This is a genomic window from Mesorhizobium sp. M1403 (assembly GCF_040317695.1).
In the GTDB taxonomy this organism is placed as follows: Bacteria; Pseudomonadota; Alphaproteobacteria; order Rhizobiales; family Rhizobiaceae; genus Mesorhizobium.
Map to the genome: position 1 here is coordinate 85,369 of NZ_JAMYKY010000020.1, position 18,574 is coordinate 103,942.

The following is an 18,574-nucleotide window of genomic DNA, read 5'->3' on the forward strand; positions in this document are numbered from 1 at the left end:
CGTCCCATGCTGATAACCGCCAACCTTACCGCTGCGCTCGCCTGTGTCTTTGCGCTATGTCAGTCCGTTCCGATTTGGGCTCGAAACTTGTATTTCTCAGCAATAGCGGCCGTTCAGTCTTGGCTGGACGGTCAGCGACTGGCCATGGCTGTTCCCGCCGCGACCCTCACGCGCACCGTTGGGGTCCACCATCCCTTCCCTTCAGCCTGCGCCTGGTCGAGTAGATTCTGCTGAGCGCGGCTGCCGCATCCAACGAGATAACACGGCGTTGGGACCAGACTTTGCTCGCCAGCTAGCGCAGCCCCATAGTAATCTCTGGCATCTCGATGAGCTCGTTGTGTGAATTGCTGGCAAGAAGCATTAGCTGTGGCGCGCCGTCTATCGGGACGAGAGGCTGCTCGACGCGACCGTCAGGTCGGCCGCAATGCCAAGGCCGGCGCGCCTACTGACTCCGTGGTGGAGGCAAGGCTGCGCGTTCAGCGCGTGATTACCGATCATCGCGCTCGCCAAAATGACGGCGTCGTACCGAGCGGTGCCGCCGCATGATGTCTCAACGTCGGGGCTCACAGCAAACAAAGCTGTCGCCATTGAACGAAACTGTCGCGAAGCGAACAGACGAACCGTAGCCGAAACGTTTGCCGTTCGTGCTTGGGTTGATCCGCAAGGTAAAAAGGAAGGAAGAGCGAACCAAGGTCCGCCGGCACACTTGAGCTTCAAGCCGCAGCTGCGTCGTCAGGATGGCACGTCATTTGCAGTAGAAGCCTTTGTGACGGCCCGCCCACAACTAGCGGAGATGACGGGGATGATTTGTACAGAAATGTTGGATGGCGTCGTTTCGGCGATTATTATATTTGTAATAACAATCCCATATTTGTAAGAATAACACCCAGTCATATTCTCAATTTCTGATGAATATCTGGCGTGACGAGCGCATCAAAACTGCTCAAATTCAACTCAATGCGCATCGTTATCGACTGTTCCCTTAGCAAGAGTTCATCACTGACGTCCATTCCTTTTACTCTTTGAACGGAGATCAACAATGAACATTAGGAGCCTCCTCCTCGGCTCAACTGCGGCACTGATTGCCGTTTCCGACGCTCGCGCCGTGACCGCCGTTGCCGAGCCTGACCCGACTGAGTACGTTAAAGTCTGCGACGTCTACGGCTCGGGCTACGTCTACATTTCAGGCACTGAGACCTGCGTGCGCATCGGCGGCTATGTCCGTTACGACGTCGGCTTGGGCCATGTCGGATTGGTTGATCACGCAAGAACCTCGGATGTGAGGACTGGTGAGCATCAGGGCACATGGCAAAACAACACGCGCTTCGCATTGAAAACTTGGACCGGCCAGGAGACCGAACTCGGCACGTTGAAGACCTACACCGAAACCCGCATGAACTTCGGGAACCGCCACACTTCGGTTTCGGACAGTTCTCGGTCCTATGCCTTCAACGGAGACAGCACCTTGACTTTCGCCTGGATTCAGCTTGGTGGCCTCCGAGTTGGTAAGGACTGGTCGGCCTTCGACATGTTTATTGGCGGCGCGGGTGACGTACTCAACCAGACGCCGGTTCCGTACGGCGCTTTCGATACCAATGTGGTTCAGTACTACTTCGACGCCGGGAACGGCTTTTCGGCCGTGGTTTCGCTCGAAGAAGGCTCGGGCGTGGTCGGCACAATCGACAGCTACGCACCGCACGTAGTCGGCGGCTTGAAATACACACATGGCTGGGGCGCGATCACCGGCGTTGCCGCTTATGATAGCAACTACGAATCGGTGGCCGCCAAGGTCCGTGTCGACATCAATGTCACCAACGAACTGTTGCTGTTCGGAATGCTCGGCTACGGTTCCAACGGCAAGCTCAACGACGACTCCACGAACGCCATCGACGCTCATGGTCGCGGCTTCTATAAGAGTTGGGGCGGGAACTGGGCTTTCTGGGCTGGCGCCACTTACAAGCTCAACGAGACAACTTCGTTCAACCTTCAGCTCTCCGGTAATCAGCTCAAGAACCATGGTGTCGCTGCAAACGTCGCCTATGCGTTTCTTCCAGATTTCACAGTTACGGCGGAACTCGACTATGGCCGATACGGTAACTTCGCCGTCGGCAAGGTGGACGGCGCTTCCAACATGAATTGGACCAACGCCAACAAGAAGAGCAGTGTCGGCGGAATCCTGCGTTTCGAACGCTCATTCTAACGGATGAAAGGGCGCTGAGGCAGGCATCGCATGTACTTGTCGTCGGCGGATCGGACTCCAGTGGGGGTGCCGGAATCGCGCGCGATATCGAGACGCTCTCCTCCATGGGCGTGCGCAGCTGCCTTGCCTCACTGCGGTGACGGTGCAAACACACGACAGCGTCACGGACATCCTTCATCTGCAACCCGGTCTGTTGGCCGATCAGATGCGTGCAGCGATCTCGCGGGCGTCGCGGCGTAGTGAGCGCGGGCGCGGCCGTGATGATCGTGGCGGGAGGGAGAGGTAAGGAGCGTCTTTCCTTTGAGAATTCGCGTTTACAGGTACCCACGATGCACAACGGGCGAGTTTTTCAAAGAGGCGCGTCCTCCTTCGAAGCGCTTCGGAGGGCCAGGCTCTAGGCTCGCCCCGAGCCCCTGCGTAGCCTGCGGGGGAGCTGGGTCTCGGCCCATCCGGGTAACGATCCTTCGCGCGGCTATGGAAACGATCGCATTTGCCGATTATCGCATAAAAAACTTGTTATCGCACGACTAAAGAAACTTGCAACTCCACAGCATCATTGACTTGTCGCCTATCAGCACTATATACTTGTAATCGCACAGCTCTAAAAACTTGCAAAGGCACGGCCATGGCCAAGCCCCATGAAAAACTCGCTGTATCACTGGCCGTCCTCAAAGAGCTGCAGGAGGGTGGGCGGCGCATATTCAAATCAGATGAGCTGACCCGCGTCCACCGGGAGCGGCTGCTGCAGAACGGGTTCCTGCGCGATGTTATCAAAGGCTGGCTCATGTCGACCGGCCCGCAGGCACGGCAGCAAGACACCACCCCTTGGTACGCGAGCTTCTGGGAGTTCTGCTCCCTTTACTGCAATGACCGGTTCGGCAAGGACTGGTTCCTCTCACCGGAGCAGTCGCTGCTTCTGCACGCGGAAGCGCCCACTATTCCGCCTCAGGTGGTGGTGAACACCCCCAAAGGCACGAATAACAAAATCGACCTGCTGTTCGGCACTTCGCTCTATGACCTCAAGGTCAAGGAGATGCCGGCCGAACTGACAGAGAAAAACGGCCAGCGCGTGTTCACTGTCGAGGCCGCCCTTACCCGGGTGCCGGAAGCGTTCTTCCAGCGCGCCCCTATCGAGATGCAGATCGCCATGGCGTCGGTGCGCGACGTATCAACCGTTCTGGCCCTGCTGCTTGATGGCGGCCATTCCGCCGTGGCGGGACGGCTTGCGGGGGCCTTCCGTCGCGTAGGACGCGACTCCTTTGCCAATGAAATCGTGGCCGCCTTCAAAGCCGCCGGCTATGACGTGCGCGAATCCGATCCGTTCGCGGGACAAATTGGAGTGACAACTATTGCGGCGGGCGTACCGCCGTTGGTCGCCCGCCTGCGCGCGATCTGGCAATCGCAGCGCGAAGCCATCATCGAGATATTCCCGAAGGCACCCGGACTGCCGTCCGACAAAGACGCCTATATGAAGTTCGTCGAGGATATCTACGAAAGCGACGCCTACCATTCGCTGTCGATAGAAGGGTACAGCGTCACCCCGGAACTCATCGACCGGGTGCGCGAGGGGAGCTGGAATCCGGAGATTGATGAAGAGGACCGCAAGAACCGAGATGCGCTTGCCGCGCGTGGCTACTACCTCGCATTCCAGAAGGTCAAAGACTCTGTTGCCGCGATCATCAACGGCAAGCCAGCCGGCGCGTTGACGCGGGACACTCACCGGGAGTGGTACCGGGAGCTGTTCGCGCCGTCAGTGACCGCCGGCATCCTCAAAGCCAGCGCGCTTGCGGGATATCGCAATCACCCTGTGTACCTGCGCGGCTCGCAGCACGTGCCGCCGCGTACCGAAGCGGTGGCCGATGGTATGAATGAGCTGTTCGACCTGCTGGAGGCGGAGAAGGAGGCCTCCGTGCGTGCCGTGCTGGGGCATTGGCTTGTGGGCTATGTGCACCCCTATCCGGACGGCAACGGACGAATGGCGCGGTTCCTCATGAACGCGATGCTGGCTTCAGGCGGTTACCCCTGGACAGTCGTCAGAGTCGATGACCGGAAGGCCTACCTCGCAGGGCTGGAGGAGGCGAGCGGCAATATGAATGTGAAAACGTTCGCCGCCTTTCTCGGCGAACGGGTGAAGTGGTCTATGGAGAAGGCGGCGTGAGGTCGGTGGTGTGCCATGTTTAACTTGCTTGTCTCGGGCCACGGCGAGTGGTGGGAAACGCCGCCGTTCACGTCAACCATTGACCGGTTCAAGGAATCTAGCGGCGCCGAGGCCGAGGCTATCGACCTCGCGCCCTGAAACATTGCGCCGGCTGGAGGAAATCCCGGCGCTTTTGATGTACGAAGTCGAGGCGGGAGGCCCGCACGCGCGCGTGGTCCGGCACAGCCGCATACGCAATATCGTTCGGCGCGGACACGAACTGGCCTTCACCTTCGAGCCCGATCCGAAACATGCCTTTCTCGACCGGTCAGCGGTGTTGAGAATTGCGGACCGGCTGGGCATTCAACAGTTCGAACAGCACCGTACGCACTGGGCGATCAAGGATGGTGTCCGGCCGAGCTGATTGCCACCAGCACCGCTGAACGGGCGCAGCGCACCATTGCCGTGGTTGCGGCAGAATATGTAGAAGCGCGCCGCGAGGGACGAAGGAGAGAAGCTGCCGAACTGGCCGAAGAACTGGAGGATTTTCCTCCCTCGCTGGAGAAAGCACTGTCGCTCGTGCCGGCGCGTATCCTTCAGCAGCCGACACCCGAATTATACCCGATCCTTGGGATAGAGCCCCGCACGCCCGAAGGCCGCAACGCCGTCGTGGCCGTCGTCGCAAGGGATCACAATGGGCAGGACTTGCCTGCCGACTGGTCTTATTCGCTGGCGTGGTTCCTGGACCTTTACGGCAGCGCGACGGAAGCGGGGCGCCTTGACGGCGCGCTGGCCGAATGCGCAACGCATGTGATCGCGCTCGGCACTGGCGAGGGAGAAGCCGCCGCCCCGGTTGAAGATATCGGCTACGCACTCTGGCTCTGTTCGCGAAGCCCGAAACTTATCGGCGATCTGGCCGGGAATCGCTGAGATAGCGCAGGTTTTGTCGCTTACCAAAATCAACTGGAACTCGACCCAGATCAACCAGAAGCTTCCCATTCCCATTCTAGCAGCCAGAAGAGTGGGTGAGCTCTTTCAATATCTATCCGAAGAATCGATAAGCTCAGACTATCTCGCAAGTATACATAGTTTTTTTGTTATAAAGTCTGCTCGGCTGCAGGCAAAGAGCCAGGATAAACTTCAGCACGAAAGCAGATTTGAATGAAGGTGGGTTACATGGAGTTCTCATTTGGGTATGCCTTCACCGAAAACCTTATCCGGTCATCGTCAGCCGCACCTGTAGGCGCGCCGGTCTTTCCAAACCTCATACAGGAGGGGCATTCTGGCTTTGACATCCGCATCAATTTCCCAGGGGTTCCGCTGTTTTTCCAGTACAAGCTTCCGGAGCTGATGAAGCGAGGAACTGCCTTTGAGGTTGCGAGCGGACATTGTCCCGGTTTGTCGATACCATTTTTTCGGATTGGGATGATGCGCAGGGATGTGTCGCGTCAGCATGAACTGCTTCTTCGGTTTGAGGCGCGCTATCCGTCAAACGTCTTCTATGCGGCTCCTTGTATCGCAAACATCAGCGATTTCGACCGCTCTTATTTGGAGCAACCGTAGCACGGCAGTCCATTTTCGTCTCACCAGGGGATATTGGGCCCTTGCCAGACGACAAAGCGCACAGCCTTGCCTATAAACCTGGACTGGCAACTGGATATTTTTGCTCGAAACCCAAGCCCACCAAAGTTCAAACATTTGATGATCTCGCTGCGCTCTTCAGGGAGCAGTTCGCCGAGAAGCGTTTTGCGGAAGTCGGCGAGGCGGCGCGTGAGATGCGCGAAAACGTACTTGAGCTTGCTTCGCCGTCAATGCGGCAAGCCGAACAGCTCATTGCTGAACGGGTCGGCGCGAGATGCATTCAGATTCTAGACGGCGCAGCCAGACCGCCCGAGGAAGAGCGCGCAGTCACTGACATTCTCGTAGCGCGGGAAATTGCGCGTGTCGATCTTGGCGTCGACCTGCTGGTGGCCCAACCACGCTAACGACATCATACCGCTGATTAGCCCAGCTTTTGTCTAGGCCACAGTTATGAGACTACGAACCACTTGGCCTGGAAGAAGATCGGATTGAAAGCGAACCTTCCTTGTCATCTTTGCATCACGGTCAGTCTGCACGAGATTGACCGCTGCAAGCCGGGAGCAAGACCGGGCTGCGCAAACGTTGCAACAGATCCTTCAAGGAAATTCATAGACTCTTAGCAACTCCGGTTCGCGGTGAATGGTAGGCTTATTGCAACGTTTGAGTCAGTGGAGTCCGAACCGTGGCTTATTCTCCGACCCGCCGAACTGCGTGCAATTTCGGCTAAAGGCAATGGCAAGAACAGCGCCCATCTTGTTTGTTCGACACAGCCATATTGGCTCAAAACAGTATCTTCACGGCCACCGAGATTGTCCGGTCGGTGGACAAGCAACGATATTATTTCGTTCGAAAGCTGCAACATCTGTGGAGAACGCGAAATGACAAATTCAGTAGGACGAGTGCCCAGGCTTTCCAAGTGGCTTGGTCCTGCCCAATGCTGACACTGGTCAGTCGCCTTCGGACGGCAGCGCATCTAGATCGCCTTCGAATCCTAGGCCTTTGCGCGCATGCGGACCTAACTGTCTGCCAGCTAGCGGAGATTCTGGGTCTGCGTCGTGAGCACGTTGTACGACACGTCCGGCTGCTGGCCAGAGCCGACTTTCTTTACTGCAACGAACAACGTCCGTGGTGCTCGTACCATCTCAAAGCAGGAGGTAAGGACGGCGGGCTGGTTCAACTGCTGGTTGATCTCCTGCCCCACGGCGATGGCTATCACAAACGAGACCTTCAACGGCTCGAAGCCACACAAGACGCGCCGTCGAAGGGGATCGCATGCTTGACCGTGAAATAGATCAGTCCAATTGGAGCGCGAAACCACCATGTACAACTCCGCCGACGGCGCCATCGCGCCGCGCGACACTTACGGACGGTCTCGATTGGCCGCGGTTGATTGCCGCGTTCACGAACTGCTTCTGAGACAGGAGCGGCAGGAGCGGACGACCCTTAAGCTCATCGCCTCAGAGAACTTTGCGTCCTCGGCCGTGCTGGAAGCGAACGGCTCGATTTTCACGAACAAGTACGCCGAGGGGTACCCCGGTGCGCGCTACTACGCTGGAAATGAGATCGTTGATGAGCTTGAGAATCTAGCCATTGAGCGCTTGAAAACACTATTTGGCAGCGAGCATGCCAACGTCCAGCCTTATTCCGGCTCGCCGGCCAACCAGGCTGTCTATCGTGCGCTTTTGAGCCCCGGTGACAAAGTGATGGGCTTGCCCCTCCCGGAAGGGGGCCATCTGACTCATGGTTGGGCCATCAACTTTTCCGGAACTGACTATCAACGCGTCCCCTATGGACTAGATGAAAAGACACAGCAGATTGACTATGACCGCTTGCGCGAGACAGCCAAGCGGGAACGGCCGCGGCTCATTTGGGTCGGCGGAACTGCTTACCCGCGTGTCTTTGACTACGCGGCAATGGCAGAAATCGCCCTGGAAGCGAACTCCTATCTCGTAGCCGACATTGCGCACATCAGCGGACTGATTGCCGCGGGAGCGCACCCGAATCCCGTGCGCCATTGCGACGTGGTCAGCAGCACCTCCCACAAATCGATCCGCGGTCCCCGCGGTGGTTTCATTTTGTCCAGGAACGAAGATCGCTATCAGGCCCTGTATCATACAAAGAGCAAATACAATCTCGCCAGACGAATAGACCGGGCGGTCTTTCCTCACCTGCAAGGCGGGCCTCATATGAATGCCATCGCTGCGCTAGCAGTTGCCTTGCACGAAGCCGCGAACCCGTCCTTCCGCAGTTACGGCCAACAGACCGTCAAGAATGCCAAGGCTCTTGCACAGGCACTGATCGAGCGAGGGTATGACCTGGTTACCGGGGGGACGGACAATCACATGCTGATCCTTGATCTGCGCGATCGACCACTATCGGGCAAGGCCTATGCCGAGCGGCTAGCAAAGGCAGGCATCATCACAAACTTTAATATGGTGCCTGGCGACCCGCGGGATCCGGCGGTCACAAGCGGAATTCGCTTGGGGTCGCCAGCAGTGACGTCCATGGGCATGCGCGATGTGGAAATGGTGCAAATTGCTGGCTTCATTGACTGCGTCCTCCGGCGGCCTGATGACGAAGATCTCCATGCCTGCGTGCGAAGAGACGTTGCCGATTTGTGCGCTGCGTTCGAGGTCCCGGGCATCACCAACAGGTAAGGTGGGCTAAGCAAAATGCCCATACAACTCCAACACCAGAAACGAGGCATTTCATGGCTAGGCAGTTCGTGTTCTCTTCCGAATCGGTTGGCGCGGGACACCCGGATAAGTTGGCCGACAACATCTCGGATGCCATCCTCGATGCCATCGTCCGCACCGATCCCAAGGCGCGCGTCGCCTGTGAAGCGTTGGTAAAATCAGGGATAGTCGTTCTGGCTGGCGAGATTACCAGCGATGCGCGGGTGGATTATAGCCAAGTTGCGCGCGATACGATTCTCGATATTGGATACGACGATGAGGCCGTCGGCTTTGACGGCCGGCGTTGCTCCGTCGTTCATGCACTCACCGAGCAATCGCCCGACATTAGCCAGGGCGTTGACGAGGGACGAGGGCAGGACCTCCAGCAGGGAGCGGGAGATCAGGGCCTCATGTTCGGCTACGCATGCCGCGAAACCGATACCCTGATGCCTTTGCCGATCCAGCTCGCGCATCGCTTGACGAAACGACAGGCAGATGTCCGGAAAGCACGACAGCTTGGCTGGTTGCGTCCTGATATGAAATCCCAAGTCTCAGTGCGCTATGAGGGGTTGCGCCCGGTCGCCCTTGATACCATCGTCGTATCGACCCAACATGACGAGCAGGTCTCGCAAGAGACGGTCCGCGAGGGCGTCATTGAGGAAATCATAAAGCCTGTCCTGCCGACCCACCTGGAGACGGAAGGCATCAGAATTCTGGTCAACCCGACGGGGAGGTTCGTAGTCGGCGGGCCGCGCGGCGACTGCGGTCTCACTGGACGCAAGATCATCGTCGATTCCTATGGTGGGATGGGTCGTCACGGCGGCGGCGCCTTTTCGGGCAAGGACCCGTCCAAGGTTGACCGCTCAGCTGCCTATGCGGCCCGGTATGTTGCAAAGAATATCGTCGCTAGCGGACTTGCGGACGTCTGCGAGGTGCAGCTTGCTTACGCAATCGGCGTGGCCAGTCCGGTTTCTGTCATGGTCAACACGTTCGGGACAGCGAGGGTTGAGGAAAGAAGGATCGAGCGCCTCATTCTTGAGTTGTTCGATCTCAGACCGAAGGGCATTATCAAGATGCTTGATCTCTTACGCCCTATATACCGCAAGACCGCGACCTATGGCCATTTCGGCCGTGAAGAGCCTGACTTCACCTGGGAGAAGACAGACAGGGCCGACGAATTGCGTCGCGAGGCAGGACTTGCCGCCCCGTGAGGGCTGGCGCCGAACGGATTGGCAGGCGGAAAGCCCATTCCCACTGGCAAGACCCGCCCGCGGCCGGCATGCCAGAAAGCCGGTGGGTTTATGGCGGAGACATGAATTGATGCCGGACTATGACGTGCTTTGTATCGGAAATGCCATCGTCGACATCATCGCCCAGTGCGACGAGGCGTTCCTGGAGACCAACGGCATCATCAAGGGCGCAATGAATTTGATCGACACGAGGCGCGCCGAACTGCTCTACAGCCGCATGGGCCCGGCCATTGAAGCCTCGGGCGGCAGCGCCGGCAACACGGCGGCGGGTGTCGCCTCCTTCGGCGGCCGCGCCGCTTTCTTCGGCAAGGTCTCCAACGACGCGCTCGGCGAGATTTACGCGCACGACATCCACGCGCAGGGTGTCGCCTTCGACACCAAGCCGCTTAACGGCGAACCGCCGACAGCGCGCTCGATGATCTTCGTCACGCCGGACGGCGAGCGCTCGATGAACACCTATCTCGGCGCCTGCGTCGAGCTCTGCCCGGAGGACGTCGAGGCCGACAAGGCGTCGGGCGCGGCGGTCACCTATTTCGAGGGCTATCTGTGGGACCCGCCGCGCGCCAAGGAAGCGATCAGGCAGACGGCTAAGCTCGCCCACGCCGCCGGGCGCGAAGTGTCGATGACATTGTCGGACTCATTCTGCGTCGACCGCTACCGCGACGAATTCCTCGATCTGATGCGCTCCGGCACCGTCGACATCGTCTTTGCCAACAGCCACGAGATCAAGTCGCTCTACCAGACCGCTTCCTTTGACGAGGCACTGGCCCAGATCCGCAAGGATTGCAAGATCGCCGCCGTCACCCGCTCGGAAAAGGGCTCGGTGATCGTGCGCGGCGACGAGACCGTGACCATCAAGGCGACCAGGATCCGCGAGCTGGTCGACACCACAGGCGCCGGCGACCTCTATGCCGCCGGCTTCCTCTACGGCTACACGCAAGGCCGCAGCCTGAAGCAGTGCGGCGATCTCGGCTCGCTGGCCGCCGGGCTGGTCATCCAGCAGATCGGCCCAAGGCCAAGGCAGAATTTGCGTCGCGAGGCGGAGCAGGCGGTATTGCTGTAGGTGGGGAGCCAAGAACCAGCTGCCCACCCTTCTTAATCCAGCCCGAGCCTTTTCTTCAGTTCCGCATTCTCCTTGCGGAGACGATCGGCAAGCAGGCTCTTTAGCCGCTTGTTTTCTTCCTCGAGCGCGACGAGATCCTTCAGCCCTTCACTATCCGCCGCCGGCGCCGCCGCCTTCTTCCAAAGATAATATGTCTGTTCCGAGATGCCGGCTTGCTTCACCGCGCTCTTGAGAGTAGCGCCGCCGCCGATCGAGGTCTCGATCTGCGCCAGCTTCTGGGCACGATCCTTCGCGGAGTAGCTCTTTCGGCCTGTTCGCGCTGACGGCGGTGCTTCAGTGGTCGCGGATATCGGCTTGGCGCCCTCCTTGCGGGCAGGCGCGCTCGCCTCAGCTTCTGGCTTCCTCGACCGCCGCGCTCTCGTCTTCGGTTTTGGCGTTTCCGCTTTGTCCGCCGGTGCGCTATGAACTACTGCTGACTCGGTTTCCAGGGGATTGGCCATGAAATGCTCCACTCGCGGTTTGTGCAAAGGTTCAGCATCAAGGGCCACTACAGTAGAGTCAACAAGCTGACGATTTAACGGCTCGACTTCCTTTGTTGTCTCGGCCATCGCCGCGGCGATGTCGAAATTGCCCCAGATGGAACGTGCGGATTTTTCATAATTGCGCTTTTGTTTGACTTCCACGGTGAATGGTCGCGTCTGCCGCCTCATAGTTCCTTCCTGAATAGGAGAATGAAGTCGCCGCTCGAATTTTTGGCGCTTCCTGCTTAGCGCGGAGCATTATCGTATAGCCGCTCAACGGGCAAGTGATGCCGGTCTTCGATGGCTGACCCATCTGGGGGATTTGAGCGGCTTCGCGCGTCCTGCGCATGCCTGTAAGGCCGCCAAGTTTTCTGGGTTAGCAGGCGCGCAGTGTGGCAGCTTGGCTTGTACGGCGAGGCCATGGTTGAGTGAGGCGAAACAAATCCAGCCCCGCGGTCGATCCCGAGGCTTCCCACAATGGCGAAGAGAACATCTTCACTCGTTCCTTTTGAGCACAAGACCTTCCGTTCGCTATGGTCGGCTGCACTCATTTCGAACCTTGGCACCCTAGTGGAAGGTGCGGCGGCAGCTTGGCTGATGACGAGCATCGCCACCTCATGGAATGGTGGCGCTCGTCCAGTCATCGACCACCCTCCCCTACATGATCTTCTCGCTCGCGGCGGGAGCGCTCGCGGACAAGTTTGACCGTCGCCGGATCATGTTGACTGCGCAACTGCTGATGGTCTGCGTATCCGCCTTCCTGGCGTTCCTGACCTATACGGGGAATGACACCCTGGACCCTTCTGGGTCTCACCTTCCTAATCGGCTGTGGTTGGGCATTGCACGATCCCTCTTGGCAAGCCTCGATGGGAGATATCCTGCCTCGCGAACACCTGCCAAGCGGGGTTGCGCTCAACGGCATGAGCTACAATCTCATGCGCAGCATCGGGCCGGCGATTGGCGGCATAATCGTGGCCACAGCCGGTTCGGCCTTCGCGTTCCTCTTCAACGTCCTTTGCTACTTCGCTCTGATCGCTGCGCTGTTGCGATGGAAAGCCGAACGGGCACGACAAGCGCTGCCGCGGGAGGCTTTCGGCAGTGCGATGGCGGCGGGCTTCCGTTACGTGCTCTTGTCGCCGAACCTTCTCAAGGTGATGTGCCGGAGTTTCATTTTCGGCCTCACCGCCGTTGTCATTTTGGCTCTCCTGCCGTTGGTCGCTCGCGAACAGATCAAAGGGACCGCAGTCACCTACGGCGTGATGCTCGGCTTCTTCGGCCTGGGAGCGATTTGCGGCGCGCTCCTCATCGGGCCGGTCCGAGAAGTTCTCTCCAACGAATGGGTCATTCGCGGTGCGTTCTTTGTATTGGCGATCAGCTGCTTCTTTCGGGCATGGAGCGAGCACGTTGGGCTGAGCTGTCTGCTCCTCATGCCAGCCGGTGCGGCCTGGATTCAATCATTCTCGCTGTTTAACGTCACAGTGCAGCTTTCGGCGCCGCGGTGGGTGGTTGGACGCGCCCTCTCTACTCTATCAGACGGCCACATACGGCGGCATGGCGGCGGGAAGCTGGCTTTGGGGCGAACTGGCGGATGTCCAAGGTGTTTCGGGAGCCTTGCTCGTCCGCCAGCTGGTTCTTGTGATTGGGGGACTGATGGGCATCCTTCTGCGTCAGCCGGATTTTGAAAAGCTCAATCTGGATCCGACCAACAAGTTCAGCGAACCGACGCTGCAACTTGACCTGCGGCCACGAAGCGGTCCGATCATGGTGATGGTCGACTATCGTGTCGATCAGAGAGATCCAGACTCGCCCACAATAATTATCTGAATTTCAGCAGTAATTTTTGATCGCCCATTCGTGCTGTGTACCAGCCCTGTGTCTTGCGCAAGTGGTGACGAACGGCTGAGCCTCGAAGACGCCCTAAAAACACATGCTGCGATTTTTGAACACGCTTGACGTGTTAGATTAATTCATCCACAATGCGTGTGTTGAACACGCGAGGTGAGTTATGAACATGAAAGAGCTTAGGGTTCGACTGGGCATGACTCAAAAAGATTTGGCAGAGCAGATGGCAACGACGCAACAGACTGTGGCCCGTTGGGAAACAGGCAAAACGCAGTTGAACGTCGAGCAGATCAAGGACCTTTGTCTCACGTTGAAATGCACGGTCGAGGAGCTGCTGGGCTGGAAGATTGATGTCGAGGAGTGGCGCACGAGCCCGTTTGCAATTGCCGATGCCGAAACGCGATACGGCACCCTCAGAATCAAGACGACTGTTGGCAGCCGCCAATATCCTATCGATGAAAAGGCGCGTGAATCGATTTTACGTCAGTTGAAGGAACTTCATAATCTTCGTAGAAATAACACAAGCAGGCCATGGCTGTATTGTTGGAGCCTTGACAACAAAATACTCTTGATAAATCCGCAATATGTCCGCACCATTGAGCTTATCGGTGACGATGTAGAGGAGATGCCAGAGTATTATCATCCAGAAATCTATCGGGCTTTGGATGACTGGGATAAGGGTGAGGTTTCAGGAAAGCTGAAGAAAGAATGCGATGCCATCATCGCAGAGATGGGTGATCAGGAAGCCGTGCGCATGGCCTCCTATGTTCGCGTCACATATGACGACGGAGAAGATGAGTGGAACTTCTTGGATGAAGAAACCGCTACGACTTTCTTCGGATTGGAAGCTGCGACCTTTGACGTTCCCCAGTGTAGTTTCGCCGAAGTGGAGGAAGAAGGTTACTACCGAGCGCGATACGCCAACCTTGATCGCGTCGCGGTGATGGAGGTTCCAAGCGACCGTTATCACAGATTGACCGCGCCCGAGGAAGCTTAGAACCATCCACGAAGGGCGCATGTTACACCTCGACCTTGCGTGGGGCGTTTTCAGTACGAGATGACGTTAAGCGTAGGTAGTGGCAGGTAAGAGTGCTCGACCAGAAGCTCAACTGCCTCCTCAATATCGCTGCCGATGTGCCGCAGGACACGTCCACGGGAGCGTGGATAGGCGTGAAGTTCCTGCACTCCACGGTCCGCTCTCCCATCGCCGGTGTGTGCCCGACGCCATCTTGTGGACGAGCTTGGCCGCCTGCACCCGGTTGTATTCCGGCTTGCGGTCCGCCTGGGCGGTCCGCCGCGATGGCTATCTCCATGTCAATCGGCGCCGAACTTTGACTGCCCGCTGCTTTTGATGAATTTGGCGAGGTCCCGCGCATAATCACTCTTGGTCTTCTCCTTGAGGCCCTGTGTCGCGAACTTGTGGTCCAGCAGGGCAAACAGGTCCAAGTCTCCTTCCGCCTGTGGCGCTGGCTTGCCCTCACGCCCTCGGCTTCCCAATTGGGGACCGCTTCTGCGCGCTGCACCGTGGCGATTGCCCGCCCAAGACGCATCACAAGATCGAACGCCAAACCGTGCGCGTGCACGACGATTTGCCGCTCAGGCCTCATTTGGACAGGACTTGAGCTGGCCCGGTGGTTTAAGGCGGGTTACCTTGAGCCGGTGGGCTGCGAACAAGCAGTTCGAGACATTGGCCTCGATCACTTCGCAACACGCCGCTGCGCCTGGCCTCGGGTGCTCCCCTCGAAATCGTTGTGTCGTATCACCGAGGGCATCACGGCCAACAGCTTCCACATGGGCAACAGCCTCGCCATTGAGCCGAATATGGTCGCGAGCAGATCACCAACGAAGCGGTCGGAACCTCGGAGCCGAAGTTCGACGCCGAGGTGGTTCGCATGATGCGCTAAGCAGCACCACGGCGCTTGCCGGTATGTTTGCTGCCGGCAGCCGACGAACTCCTATCCTCCTGGACAAGGGCGCCGTGCGTCATTGCTTTGATTTACCGGCCGCTCAAGGCTTCCACAGTTTTCGCTTTCGAGGCGACCTTTGGAACATGCCAACGGAAATTTAACATAACGACATAAACATTTCTTTATGCGGCGTTGACAAAGAAGCGAACTGCTGTAATTGTCTCCCGCGTCGTGGTTCTCCGTACGGCGCTGCCGCAGCGGAGCTAAGAGGGAAGCCGGTGCGATGCCGGCGCTGCCCCCGCAACTGTTAGCGGCGAGCCAACCCCACTCATGTCACTGAGGCGAATAGCCTTGGGAAGACGGGTAGAGGCTATGACCCCGCGAGCCAGGAGACCTGCCACGGCGAATTACGTCCACGGGCGGGATGTCTCGGTGGCCGCTGCAGCCTGGCGTTCGTGCCGGCCTGCTAGCGCCTTCCTTGTGACCGACGCCCCAACCATCGGGGTCTGGCATGACTGTCTTTCAGCAAATTCCTGTAGCAACGCTCGGCGTGCCCCGCTTCGGTCGTCGGCGAGAACTGAAATTCGCGCTTGAAAGCTACTGGTCCGGAAAATCGTCCGCTGCCGACCTTCTCACGACCGCGAAGGCGCTCCGTGCCGCTAGCTGGGAGGAGCAGCACGATCGCGGCGTGTCGAAAATCCCGTCGAACGACTTCTCGCTCTACGACCATGTGCTCGACACCGCAGCCATGGTCGGCGCCGTTCCATCCCGTTACGGCTGGAATAGCGGCGAGGTTCCACTTGACATCTACTTCGCAATGGCGCGGGGCAACCAGGGTCAGACGGAGGATTGTCGACACGCTGGTCACCAGCAGGCGGCTCATCGGTCTGATGTAACCGCGATGGAAATGACCAAGTGGTTTGACACCAACTATCACTACATTGTGCCGGAACTCAACGATGATCAGACGTTCGCCCTCTCGTCGACGAAACCGGTCGATTACTTCATCGAGGCTAAAGCTCTCGGCGTTCACACACGCCCAGTCATCCTTGGACCGATCACCTTCCTCAAGCTGGCGAAATCGCCTGCCGAAGGATTCGATCCCATCGCGCTCCTGCCGCGGCTGCTGCCCGTCTACGAGCAACTCCTGCAGAGGCTGAAGCTGTCTGGAGCCGACTGGGTGCAGATCGATGAGCCAGCGCTTGTCCTCGATCTGAACCCGAACGAACGAGCTGCGTTCGAATTCGCCTATGGCCAGCTGTCGAAAGCCGCGCCCGAGCTGAAGATCATGCTGGCTACCTATTTCGGGCCGCTGGGAGACAATCTCGAAACCGCGGTTTCTCTGCCCCTGGCCGGGCTGCATATTGATCTCGTGCGCGCTCCCGAACAGCTGGAAACGGTGGGTCGGCTCGCACCGAAGGATCTGGTGCTCTCGCTTGGCTTGATCGATGGCCGCAACGTCTGGCGTGCGAACCTGCCCGCCATTCTCGACCGCATCAAACCGATCGTCGCCGGCTGGCCCTTGGACCGCGTCGAGATCGCGCCTTCTTGCTCGATGCTGCATGTGCCGATCGACCTCCGCATGGAGACGGAACTCGACGCGGACATCAGGTCGTGGCTCGCCTTCGCGGCCCAGAAGACCGACGAGTTGGTGTTGCTTGCCCGGGCCCTGTCCCAAGGCAGGGATGCGGTGGCAGGCGCGTTGAAAGCGTCTGCCGAGGCTGCCGCCATTCGCGTGACATCCACGAAGATCCATGACCCGCTGGTTGAGGGGCGGATCGCCAGCATTGACGACAGCATGAAGCGACGAGAGAGCGCTTTTGCCGAGCGCTCCAGAGTCCAGGCCGGCACGCTCGGGCTGCCGCCGTTCCCGACGACGACCATCGGGTCCTTCCCGCAGACGCCGCAGGTACGCAGGGCGCGGGCCGCTCATGCGAACGGCCAGCTGAGCCATGTCGACTACGAGACCTTCCTGAAGAAGGAGATCGAGGCTGCAATTTGCTGGCAGGAAGAGATCGGGCTGGACGTGCTGGTGCACGGTGAGTTCGAACGAAACGACATGGTACAGTATTTCGGCGAGCAGCTGTCCGGCTTCGCCTTCACCCAGCATGCCTGGGTGCAGAGCTATGGGTCGCGTTACGTGCGCCCCCCCATCATCTTCGGCGACGTATCGAGGCCCAAGCCGATGACGCTGCGCTGGTGGCAATTCGCCCAGTCGCTTACGGAAAACCCTGTGAAGGGAATGCTCACAGGCCCGGTGACCATTCTCAACTGGTCTTTTGTTCGCGACGACGTACCCCGCTCCGAAGCATGCCGCCAGATCGCGCTCGCCATCCGCGACGAGGTGACGGATCTCGAATGGTCCGGCGCAAGGATGATCCAGATCGATGAGGCCGCGTTTCGCGAAGGATTGCCACTGCGCCAGTCTGACTGGAAAGACTATCTCGACTGGGCTGTCGAATGCTTCCGGATCGCTTCAACGGGTGTAAAGGACGCGACTCAAATCCATACCCACATGTGCTACTCGGAGTTCAACGAGATCATCGACGCGATCGCTGAAATGGATGCGGATGTCATTTCGATTGAGACGTCGCGCTCGAAGATGGAACTGCTGGACGCCTTCACGAGCTCCAAATATCCGAACGAAATCGGTCCCGGAGTCTACGACATTCACTCACCACGCGTCCCGGAAGTCGGCGAGATTTCGGATCTCGTCATGCTTGCCCGCGAGCGACTGTCGGATTCCCAACTGTGGGTAAACCCGGACTGTGGCCTCAAAACACGCAAATGGGAGGAGGTCCGCCCTGCCCTCATGAACATGGTCGATGCAGCACGTGCGCTCCGGTAGAAAGTGTAGGCCGGAGGGTTTCCTGGTTGCTCACCATGTGGTGAGTGACCGGCTGCCGCATGTCGGCCGTGAATGTGCCAAAACGCGATCACATCCTTTGAAATAAGTCACTCGAGCGAGAAAGTGCACTTTCCTTCGGCACGTGTACTAATCGCGCAGGAATAAAGGGAACCGTTTTCTCCCTGTGACGTGTCGAGTTCGAAGGGGATGTGATTGGCGTCGAGACCGCTCCGGCCATGGGTTATCTGCATGCCAAGTGCGCTGTTCTCGATCAGTTCGTAAAGGACTTCTCGGCTCGGTTCATCGAAATGCGCGGGTACATACATGACAGGTTCCTTCACTGGCCGCCGGGTTCGCTGTTCACCGGTTGACATCCGATGGCAAGCGTTGCAACGCGGCGGCGATCTGGCGCTTCGCTGCTGAGGGCAGAGGCAGGATGGGACGCGGGGGGTCGGCTCGGCAAATGTCGAGCAATTCGGCAAGTGCATAGACGACGCGAAGGCTCGAGAACTCCTTGAAGAGGCTCCAGAGCGGCGCAAGCGTGGCATCG

General features: G+C 58.5%; 15 protein-coding genes, 3 pseudogenes and 1 riboswitch. Of the genes and pseudogenes, 14 read left to right on the forward strand and 4 right to left on the reverse strand.

Annotated features, from left to right (window positions below):
* Window positions 1-1,039 precede the first annotated feature (1,039 nt).
* From NKH01_RS26040 to NKH01_RS26090, 11 genes and pseudogenes are all read left to right on the forward strand, one after another.
* Window positions 1,040-2,200, forward strand: coding sequence for a porin (locus tag NKH01_RS26040; RefSeq protein WP_353023098.1), 1,161 nt, complete (start codon window positions 1,040-1,042; stop codon window positions 2,198-2,200).
* Between the two features lie 14 nt (window positions 2,201-2,214).
* A pseudogene (locus NKH01_RS26045) lies at window positions 2,215-2,423 on the forward strand (bifunctional hydroxymethylpyrimidine kinase/phosphomethylpyrimidine kinase); the annotation flags it as partial.
* Between the two features lie 402 nt (window positions 2,424-2,825).
* Window positions 2,826-4,358, forward strand: coding sequence for a Fic family protein (locus NKH01_RS26050; RefSeq protein ID WP_352638050.1), 1,533 nt, complete (start codon window positions 2,826-2,828; stop codon window positions 4,356-4,358).
* 15 nt (window positions 4,359-4,373) lie between these two features.
* On the forward strand, window positions 4,374-4,496 hold the full coding sequence (locus NKH01_RS26055; RefSeq protein WP_023679689.1) for a hypothetical protein: 123 nt from the start codon (window positions 4,374-4,376) through the stop codon (window positions 4,494-4,496).
* Between the two features lie 37 nt (window positions 4,497-4,533).
* Complete coding sequence (locus tag NKH01_RS26060; protein ID WP_353023100.1) at window positions 4,534-4,761, forward strand: hypothetical protein; 228 nt, start codon at window positions 4,534-4,536, stop codon at window positions 4,759-4,761.
* Between the two features lie 41 nt (window positions 4,762-4,802).
* Window positions 4,803-5,267, forward strand: coding sequence for a hypothetical protein (locus NKH01_RS26065; protein ID WP_353023102.1), 465 nt, complete (start codon window positions 4,803-4,805; stop codon window positions 5,265-5,267).
* A gap of 231 nt (window positions 5,268-5,498) precedes the next feature.
* Window positions 5,499-5,900 (forward strand): hypothetical protein, encoded by a 402-nt coding sequence (locus NKH01_RS26070; protein WP_353023103.1) that lies wholly within the window; start codon window positions 5,499-5,501, stop codon window positions 5,898-5,900.
* A gap of 41 nt (window positions 5,901-5,941) precedes the next feature.
* Window positions 5,942-6,322: a hypothetical protein gene (locus NKH01_RS26075; protein ID WP_352691545.1), complete on the forward strand. Its 381-nt coding sequence runs from the start codon at window positions 5,942-5,944 to the stop codon at window positions 6,320-6,322.
* A gap of 915 nt (window positions 6,323-7,237) precedes the next feature.
* The gene (glyA, locus tag NKH01_RS26080) at window positions 7,238-8,575 is read left to right on the forward strand and encodes a serine hydroxymethyltransferase (protein ID WP_352778775.1); all 1,338 of its coding nucleotides are present in this window, start codon (window positions 7,238-7,240) and stop codon (window positions 8,573-8,575) included.
* A gap of 53 nt (window positions 8,576-8,628) precedes the next feature.
* Window positions 8,629-9,804 carry a methionine adenosyltransferase gene (gene metK / locus NKH01_RS26085; RefSeq protein ID WP_352700375.1) on the forward strand — a complete coding sequence of 392 codons (1,176 nt, stop codon included), beginning with the start codon at window positions 8,629-8,631 and terminating at the stop codon, window positions 9,802-9,804.
* A 109-nt stretch (window positions 9,805-9,913) separates the two neighbouring features.
* Window positions 9,914-10,906, forward strand: a complete 993-nt coding sequence (locus tag NKH01_RS26090) for an adenosine kinase (protein ID WP_353023106.1) — start codon at window positions 9,914-9,916, stop codon at window positions 10,904-10,906.
* Between the two features lie 32 nt (window positions 10,907-10,938).
* On the opposite strand, the gene NKH01_RS26095 is transcribed toward NKH01_RS26090, so the two are convergent.
* The gene (locus NKH01_RS26095; protein ID WP_353023108.1) at window positions 10,939-11,616 is read right to left on the reverse strand and encodes a transposase; all 678 of its coding nucleotides are present in this window, start codon (window positions 11,614-11,616) and stop codon (window positions 10,939-10,941) included.
* A gap of 288 nt (window positions 11,617-11,904) precedes the next feature.
* Here NKH01_RS26095 and NKH01_RS26100 point away from each other — a divergent pair.
* Window positions 11,905-13,224: pseudogene (locus tag NKH01_RS26100) on the forward strand (MFS transporter); the annotation flags it as partial.
* 208 nt (window positions 13,225-13,432) lie between these two features.
* Window positions 13,433-14,266, forward strand: coding sequence for a helix-turn-helix transcriptional regulator (locus tag NKH01_RS26105; RefSeq protein WP_352515945.1), 834 nt, complete (start codon window positions 13,433-13,435; stop codon window positions 14,264-14,266).
* A gap of 317 nt (window positions 14,267-14,583) precedes the next feature.
* Here the strand turns inward: NKH01_RS26105 and NKH01_RS26110 are convergent, their stop codons facing one another.
* Window positions 14,584-14,715 carry a hypothetical protein gene (locus NKH01_RS26110; protein WP_023679681.1) on the reverse strand — a complete coding sequence of 44 codons (132 nt, stop codon included), beginning with the start codon at window positions 14,713-14,715 and terminating at the stop codon, window positions 14,584-14,586.
* Window positions 14,716-15,391: 676 nt separating this feature from the next.
* A riboswitch (cobalamin riboswitch) is annotated at window positions 15,392-15,592 on the forward strand.
* Window positions 15,593-15,687: 95 nt separating this feature from the next.
* On the opposite strand from NKH01_RS26110, the gene metE reads away from it, so the two are divergent.
* Window positions 15,688-18,024, forward strand: a complete 2,337-nt coding sequence (metE, locus tag NKH01_RS26115) for a 5-methyltetrahydropteroyltriglutamate--homocysteine S-methyltransferase (RefSeq protein ID WP_353023110.1) — start codon at window positions 15,688-15,690, stop codon at window positions 18,022-18,024.
* 107 nt (window positions 18,025-18,131) lie between these two features.
* On the opposite strand, the gene NKH01_RS26120 is transcribed toward metE, so the two are convergent.
* Window positions 18,132-18,350, reverse strand: a complete 219-nt coding sequence (locus NKH01_RS26120; RefSeq protein WP_353023112.1) for an FMN-binding negative transcriptional regulator — start codon at window positions 18,348-18,350, stop codon at window positions 18,132-18,134.
* A gap of 34 nt (window positions 18,351-18,384) precedes the next feature.
* Window positions 18,385-18,574: pseudogene (locus NKH01_RS26125) on the reverse strand (dihydrodipicolinate synthase family protein); the annotation flags it as partial.